Genomic DNA, 5,728 nt, shown 5'->3' with positions numbered 1-5,728 from the left:
CCTGGAAATGGAAGGATACAATGAAAGAGGTTGTGGATAATACAATTCCGTACATTGAGCAATATTATCCCAGAAATAACTCTGAATCAGGATTTTCAGCAGATAAGAGATGGTTTGGATGGAAAGTGGGACAAAAAAGAGATGATCGGATTGGTGCAGCTTTAACCTGCACTGGAGTCCGGCATAATTTGTTAAACTTGTACCCCACTTAATTCTGTCCCACAGCCAGAGAACAGGATATTTATTTATTCTTTCAAGCCAAATTCTACTTCAGTATTTGAAGAGGTAAAGAAATGAAACAGGTACAGATAACTTTGACGCCCCGCGAATCGAAGCGGATCATAGCCATGGGAGTAAAGAGACTCCCGGTAGTCCAGCAGGCAATGAAAAAGGGGATAATACTGATAGCTCTTGGCTCTACCAATGCGTATGTGGCAGAGGAACTTACGGGAGATAAGATAGACCCGTCAAGGTATGGGGCAGGTTACATTGACGGGACGACAACCGTTGTCCCGAACGATAAGAGGCTGCCGGCGGTCGCGCTGCTTGATGGGAAGCCAGTGGGTGCCGAAGGCATCATAGAGAAGATGGGTGCTCAGGATGTGCTTATAAAAGGAGCAAATGCCCTTGACCCGCAGGGCGTGGCTGGAGTCATGGTGGCAAATCCGGTGGGCGGAACAACAGGGAGTTTTATGGGTATTGTCATGGCAAGAGGAGTGAATCTGGTCATCCCTGTCGGTCTTGAAAAATCCATACCCTACTCTGTAGTTGAAATCTCAAAGAGAATAGGTATTCAGCGCATAAGTAAAGCAACCGGACTTCCAGTGGGTATGATGCCACTGTTAGGTAAGGTCATTACCGAAGTCGGGGCGCTCACGCTGCTGGGCGCTGATGATGTTTTCCCGATAGGCTCCGGCGGTACAAACGGCGGGGAAGGCTCCGTAACTCTATGTATTACCGGGGATAAAGCAGATGAGATATTTGAGCTTGTGCAGAAGGTGAAAGAGAAAAAGGGAGAGTTTTAATAGTTTATCTTTATTGTTCAAACGCATCTCATGTACGTAAAACAGATAGAGAATGGCCTGGACCTGCAGGACACAGCGCAGAATGTCGCAGCAGTTTACGATACTTTACTTGCGGCCGGCGAGAGCATCCAATCCCATTACCATATAGATTTTGAGGAAATTTACTATGTCCTCTCTGGATATGGCATCATGACAATTGGGGAAGAAAAGCAGGAGATTTCCCGCGGGGATGTGGTGTATATACCTGCAGGTGCGCCGCATATGAGCTAAATTACACAGGTGGGCATGGCAGGCAAAACCAATGCTGTTAACTTAATTAGATTTAACAACTAACTTGTACGAACTCACAACGAACTCACTGTTGGATTTTGTAACATGTTTAAACGAACTCTGTCCGGCTAACGTCTAGTTCGTACCAGTTCGTACCAGTTCGTACCAGTTCGTTGTTTGTAACGAGATTATTCCTAAAACTGATAACATATATTACAACTCTTTCTTAAATTAACAGTATCGCAAAACCTGGCGAAACCTTAATAAATAACGATGATGTTCTTATGCTGGACACCAAGGGTGGTGTTGGAAAAGGAGGATTGTAAAAATGGTAAATGCTGCCATAATATTGATTGGTGGTATCGTGATATATTTCCTGATATATTATTACCGTATCAAACAGGTGGACAGAAATACGATGAAATGCGACCCTTCACGGGCTACGCCTGCGAACGTCTATATGGATGGTGTTGGAGTATTTCCCCACTAACAAGTTCGTGCTTTTCGGCTTCCAGTTCAAGAGCATTGCAGGTCTGTCGCCTGTGGTAGGAGCCATCACTGCAGCCATGCTCTGGGGCTGGCTTCCGGCGCTTGCCTGGATACTCATCGGTAACGCCTTCATCGGCTGGGTACAGGACTATTTCTCATGCATGATCTCGCTAAGGAATGAGGGCAAGAGCTTCGGTCCTCTCTCATATGAATTAATAGGCCCACGCACAAGGAACATACTCATGATATTCCTGGTCTTCTACCTGATTCTTATCATGGCGGCGTTCGCGAGCCTTGCCGCAGGGATGCTCAAGGCAAGTATAAACTCTATTGTTCCCATGGCAGCCGTGCTTCTTGCAGGAGTACTCGTGGGACTGATGATATATAAGATGAAACTGAACCCGTTCATCGGGACCGCTGTGGGGGTTGTGTTGATCGCCGCCGGTATATTCTCAGGCGCTTCTTTGCCGGTCTCTATTCCCGATGTCAACATCTGGCTCATTGTTCTTCTGCTGCTCTGCCTTGTCGCAGCCCTCACTCCCATATGGAGATTCACACAGCCCACGATATATATGTTCTTCTATGTGGTGTTCTTCGGGCTTATTGCGCTTGTCATCTCGCTTATAGCAGGGAATCCCACTTATGTAAGGGCGGACTATACTGATTTCTTTGCAGGCATGACAGGTGCAGCCGCAAAGCCTCTCTGGCCGCTGCTGTTCGTGACAATAGCCTGCGGCTCGGTCTCCGGCTGGCATAGCCTTGTAAGCAGTTCTGCGACTTCAAAGCAGATTGAGAACGAGCGTGATGTTGCACCAGTCACCGGCGGCTCCATGCTTGCCGAAGGTGCGCTTGCCCTGCTGGCTCTCTCCATCGTAGCTACGCTCTCGGCAGCAGATACCAAGGGTCTTACAGCAGATGCAATATTTACCAAAGGAGCAGCGTCGCTTCTTGGAGGAAGCCCGACAGCCGCGGCGTATGTGGGACTCATATTCATAGCTCTTGCAATGGCAGTTATGATGCTTGTGGTACGACTTGGCAGGCTTACGATCAGCGAGATAGGCGGAGAAAGGGTGCCTCTGCTACAGAATAAGTACATAGCTTCAATACTCTTCCTGGCGGTGACTTTTATCCTGGCAAGCCCGACCTTCGGAGGGACATGGTTTTACATCTGGGTACTGTTCGGTGGATCAAACCAGCTCATGGCGGGTCTTGCGCTGATGATTATCACACTCTGGCTTCTTGATACGAAAAAAGGCTGGATGATCTCTGGCATACCCGGGGTTTTCATGATAGTGACGACCATAGCAGCACTGGGATATGCGAGCTACCAGTCCCTGACAAAAGGTTTTGCTTCGCCGGTATCTCCCGGTAACATCGTAGCAGGGCTCATCGGCGTTGTATTGATAGTCGCAGCGCTAATCATGTGTGTGGATATATACAGGGCTTTCCAGAGACGAATAAATGCTACAAGTCCCATCAAAGAGGAAAAAAGGATCACCCCACCATCGAAATCTACGAATTAAAGGATGTTATAATATGGAGCAAAAGGATTATAGAGAGAAGGATGGAAAAAAGGGCTTTGCCTCATTAAAGAGTGCAATTAAAGACTTCGTATACGGCATGGCTGCCCACGACATGGTGACATACTCGCTGCGCACGCGAATGCATATGGAGAACCTGTTCATGCTGATAGTAATGGGTGACATGCTGGGGATACCAGTCCTTCCTCCGTATTATTCGCTGCGCCTTTTGCCTCATGTCGTTCCACATGTGAAGACCTGGAAGCGGACACTGCTGCGCGACCGCGATGTAACTGACAGGATGTTCGGAGGATGAAGCTAAAAGACATTGTTGAGCGCCCAGGCATGAGATACCTGCTTTTTGCAGGCAAGGGAGGCCTTGGGAAGACCACGCTCTCAGCCACCACGGCGCGGTACCTTGCATCATGCGGCAAGAAGGTTATAGTGTTCTCTACAGACCCGCAGGCGTCGCTCACAGATGTTTTCGAGTACGACCTCTTCGGGAAAGGAGAAGTGAAGCTCGCCGATAACCTGTATGCGCTGGAGATAGATGCAGACCGGGTCGTATCGGAGTACCAGGCGAGCGTCAGGAAGAGGATAACCGATATGTACGGCTCTGTCCCTGAAGAGATTGATGATTACATCAAGAGCGCTTCTGCGCAGCCCGCAATGTCAGAAAGTGCCACTTTTGACAGCATGATAGAACTTATAATGGCGGGGAACTACGATTACTACATCTTCGATATGATGCCTCACGGGCATGCCATACGCTTCCTATCCATGGCATCTCTTCTTGATATCTGGATAAACAAAGTTGTAGATATCAGAAAAGACTCGCAGGATGTGGATGAGCGGGTAAAGAGGATATCAGGCAAAAATTCTGGTGAAGCAGAAAGTACGGGGATACTTGAAGAATTGCAGGATATCAAGAACAGGCTTGGCTTCATGGCAAAGATTATAGGCGGCAGGGAAACTACGGCTTTATTCTATGTGGTAATCCCGGAGCAGATGGCGATAATGGACACTGAGACAGCTATACAGGAGTTCAGGAAGTTCGGTATTGAGCTATCCGGGATTATCGTGAATCAGGTGTATCCGCAGGAATTGCTACAGGATGAGAATGTGCCCGAATTCCTGAAAAGCAGGGTCAGGATGCAGCAGGCGAACATAGAGATAATACATAAGAAGTTCGCAGATAAAATCATAGCAGAAGTCCCTATGATGGACCGGGAGCCTAAGGGCTTGGGATGCTTGAGAAGACAGCTGCTATCGTGTACAGGTGAGAGACATGAGCAAATTTTCCGAAACCCTGGCAGGAAGCAAAACCAGGTACATGTTTTTCGGTGGAAAAGGCGGCGTGGGGAAAACTGTGATGGCAGCAGCCACTGCACTCTATCTCGCCTCCCTTGGAAAGAAAACGCTTCTTTGCAGCACGAACCCGGTACACAGCCTCTCCAGTTGCTTCGGGCAACAGTTCATAGGCAGGGGCGAGACGCGGGTCGAAGGAACGAACAACCTCTTTGCACTGGAAATAGAAACTGCGGCAACTGTTGGAAAATACCGCGAGAATACCCGCGATAAAATTCTTGATTTCCTGAAATATGCAGATATTCCCATCGACCCTGCGCCTTTTGTTGAAGCTGCCACTACCAACCCTGCCTTTGAGGAATCCGCAATGTTCGATAACGTCGTTGATGTGATATTAGCGAACACATATGATTGTTATGTCTTTGATACCGCGCCTGTGGCACACACGTACCGGCTCCTTGGCATGAGCAAGATGTATGATATGTGGCTCTGCAAGATGATAAAAAGCAGGGAAGAAGCCATGAGTCTCAAAAAGACGCTCTCCTTCAAGAAAGAGAAAAAAGAAGCCAGCGACCCGATGATACAGGGGCTCCTTGAATCCCGCCGCAAGACAGAGGCTATAAGGGCGCTCCTTACAAACCCGGATCTTACAGCTTTTTATTTCGTCACCCTGCCGCTTGCATTACCCATCTCCGTAGTTGAACGGTTCATTTACTGGGTGAAAGCGTTCCAGATTCCCGTGGGCGGCGTTATCGTGAACCAGGTCATGCCATCTACTGATTCGCGCTCATCGTTCATTGTGAACAAGCAGGCTGAGCAGAGGCATTATAACCTGAGATTCAGGGTTTTATAGACTACACCCCAAAAAGAAGTTTTTCCTTCAAATCCAATTTTTCAATAATCTCTTTTTGTTCCTTCGTGAGAACAGTGATTTTGTCAATCTTCTCCCATCCCAGGATAAGAGTTGTTTTTCTGATCCTTCCCAGTTCATCCAGACTCTCCTTGACTCCTTCCCAACCATTAGTACCAAGATGATGTTTATACAGAGCAAGTGTCAGATATGCAAGATAACAAACGAAAACATAAACATCAATATGCCCTTCATCAAAATGCCTG

7 protein-coding genes and 2 pseudogenes are annotated in these 5,728 nt (G+C 47.8%); 8 read left to right on the top strand and 1 reads right to left on the bottom strand.

The features are described 5' to 3' along the window. The 8 genes and pseudogenes from MNV_RS19080 to MNV_RS20850 form a co-directional block, all read left to right on the top strand. A pseudogene (locus MNV_RS19080) lies at positions 1-212 on the top strand (ISNCY-like element ISFac3 family transposase); the annotation flags it as partial. Positions 213-293: 81 nt separating this feature from the next. After that, positions 294-1,025 (top strand): hypothetical protein, encoded by a 732-nt coding sequence (locus tag MNV_RS13815; protein ID WP_096206538.1) that lies wholly within the window; start codon positions 294-296, stop codon positions 1,023-1,025. 30 nt (positions 1,026-1,055) lie between these two features. Further along, the gene (locus tag MNV_RS13810) at positions 1,056-1,295 is read left to right on the top strand and encodes a cupin domain-containing protein (RefSeq protein ID WP_096206537.1); all 240 of its coding nucleotides are present in this window, start codon (positions 1,056-1,058) and stop codon (positions 1,293-1,295) included. Positions 1,296-1,623: 328 nt separating this feature from the next. Further along, positions 1,624-1,785, top strand: coding sequence for a hypothetical protein (locus MNV_RS19810; protein ID WP_179293995.1), 162 nt, complete (start codon positions 1,624-1,626; stop codon positions 1,783-1,785). Further along, positions 1,760-3,307, top strand: coding sequence for a carbon starvation CstA family protein (locus MNV_RS13805; protein ID WP_096206536.1), 1,548 nt, complete (start codon positions 1,760-1,762; stop codon positions 3,305-3,307). Before MNV_RS19810 ends, MNV_RS13805 begins: the two co-directional genes overlap by 26 nt. 13 nt (positions 3,308-3,320) lie before the next feature. Continuing rightward, on the top strand, positions 3,321-3,620 hold the full coding sequence (locus MNV_RS13800) for a hypothetical protein (RefSeq protein WP_096206535.1): 300 nt from the start codon (positions 3,321-3,323) through the stop codon (positions 3,618-3,620). Further along, positions 3,617-4,552 (top strand): annotated as a pseudogene (locus MNV_RS13795) (ArsA family ATPase); the annotation flags it as partial. The gene MNV_RS13800 and the pseudogene MNV_RS13795, both read left to right, overlap by 4 nt. A 40-nt stretch (positions 4,553-4,592) precedes the next feature. Further along, positions 4,593-5,465 carry an ArsA family ATPase gene (locus tag MNV_RS20850; protein WP_096206533.1) on the top strand — a complete coding sequence of 291 codons (873 nt, stop codon included), beginning with the start codon at positions 4,593-4,595 and terminating at the stop codon, positions 5,463-5,465. A 1-nt stretch (position 5,466) separates the two neighbouring features. On the opposite strand, the gene MNV_RS19805 is transcribed toward MNV_RS20850, so the two are convergent. Then, a partial coding sequence (locus tag MNV_RS19805) for a hypothetical protein (RefSeq protein ID WP_179293994.1) occupies positions 5,467-5,728 on the bottom strand: 262 nt, incomplete at its 5' end.

Origin of the sequence: Candidatus Methanoperedens nitratireducens, assembly GCF_900196725.1 — an archaeon.
Lineage (GTDB): Archaea > Halobacteriota > Methanosarcinia > Methanosarcinales > Methanoperedenaceae > Methanoperedens > Methanoperedens nitroreducens_A.
The sequence above is the reverse complement of the archived record's forward strand: the minus strand, read 5'-3'. Positions and strand labels throughout refer to the sequence as shown.